Genomic DNA, 1,973 nt, shown 5'->3' on the forward strand with positions numbered 1-1,973 from the left:
ATGTCTCGCGAAAGCAAACATTCAATACCTGTCGACATATCATCTAATCGCCCCGCCGCGTTTAAACGAGGACCAACCGCAAAACCAAGATCACTTGTAACAGCTGTTTCGTAATTCCGACCTGCAACCTCAAATAACGCCAAAATACCCGGCCGTGCTTTACCCGCACGAATTCGCCGCATACCCTGCTCTACGAGGATTCGATTATAAAAATCCAGAGCAACCAAGTCAGCCACCGTACCTAATGCCACAAGATCAAGATATGCAGCCATATTTGGCTCAACAAGGTTCTTATCTTGAAACCAATTGATCGTACGGAGAGAGGCTCGTAATGCGGACATCACATAAAAAATAACACCCACACCAGCCATATTCTTAGAGGGAAAGTTGCAACCGTACTGAGCCGGATTCACAATCGCGTCTGCATCTGGAAGTTCGTCGCCAGGTAAATGGTGATCAGTGACAATAACCTTAATACCCAAGGCATGCGCGCGCGCAACACCTTCGTGACTAGATATCCCATTATCAACCGTTACTATTAGAGTAGGATTTGATTGAGCGGCCAGATCAACAATTTCAGGCGTTAGCCCATAACCAAATTTAAAGCGATCAGGAACAAGATAATCGACATTATTCGCCCCAAACTCACGCAACGCCTCGTAGGCTATGGTCGTGCTTGTGGCACCATCAGCGTCGAAGTCCCCTACAATGACAATCCGTCCATTAGCAGACAAGACATCAACAAGCAGAGCTACGGCGGTATCGAGACCTTTCAGCTTAGCAGCACTTGCCATTGACTTAAGCTGAAGACTTAGCTCATCAGCAGAAACAACACCGCGTGCAGCATAAATTTTTGATAAAAACTCTGGTATGTCGGGGAGTGATTTATAATTTTCTGGAAGAGCCCGCTGGACTATCTTTCGCTGCATAAGCGCAACTCAATGAGGAATGGAGAAAAGGCGCAGCACGGCTGCTACGCCTGATTTAACAATAATTACGTACGGCGATGCTCTACAACATATTCTTGGATTTTTGAAATGTCGTTATCAAGCACATCATAGCGCTCTTCTCGATCAAATAAATCTGCCATATGGATCGGCAACGCAGGAGAAACGTCAACGCCAGATTTCTCTACAGCCTCAGGAAACTTAACAGGATGCGCAGTACCAAGTGTTACCATCGGAATTGCTTGATCACGACGTGTCTTGCGCGCAGCATCAACGCCGATAGCCGTGTGAGGATCAAGTAAGTATTCTGTTGCTTCAAATACCTCTTTGATCACAGCACAAGTACGATCGTCATCAACCGCACAACTATCGAACAAGCTACGAGCAGAATTCCAACGCTCTTCTTCAATAGAGCCCGACTCTGTTTTCCACTTAACCATCAAATTAGCTAGAGTTTTGCCATCTCGACCATACAGATCAAACAATAGACGCTCAAAGTTACTCGACACCATGATATCCATGCTTGGCGATAATGTTTTGTGAAGCGGCTCTAACGCATAATGATTCTTGCTGATAAATCGGTGCAAAATATCATTACGATTCGTCGCGACAACCAATTGGTTAATCGGCAATCCCATATTTCTCGCCAGATAGCCGGCAAAAATATCACCAAAATTTCCTGTCGGAACCGAAAATGAAACACTTCGCGACGGGCCACCTAGAGCTAATGAAGCACTAAAGTAGTATACGATCTGCGCCATAATTCGTGCCCAGTTAATAGAATTAACCGCAACAAGACGCGTCCCTTCAAGGAAGGATTGATCCGCAAAACTTTCTTTAACCATGTTTTGACAGTCGTCAAAATTACCTTCAACAGCGATATTAAATACATTGTCAGCAATGATGGTCGTCATTTGTTTACGCTGAACATCCGACACTCGGTTATGAGGATGAAGGATAAAAATATCTACATTGTCACAGTGGCGACAACCTTCAATAGCTGCTGAACCAGTATCACCAGAGGTC

Annotated in this window: 2 protein-coding genes; both read right to left on the reverse strand. The window is 45.0% G+C overall.

Annotation, left to right across the window (positions count from 1 at the left end):
- On the reverse strand, positions 1–929 hold a 929-nt coding region (locus tag A3762_RS11095; protein WP_197469206.1), incomplete at its 3' end, for a DHH family phosphoesterase.
- A 65-nt stretch (positions 930–994) separates the two neighbouring features.
- Positions 995–1,973 (reverse strand): threonine synthase (thrC, locus tag A3762_RS11100; RefSeq protein ID WP_068755516.1); only part of this gene is annotated, 979 nt, incomplete at its 5' end.

It is taken from the genome of Oleiphilus sp. HI0125 (assembly GCF_001635355.1).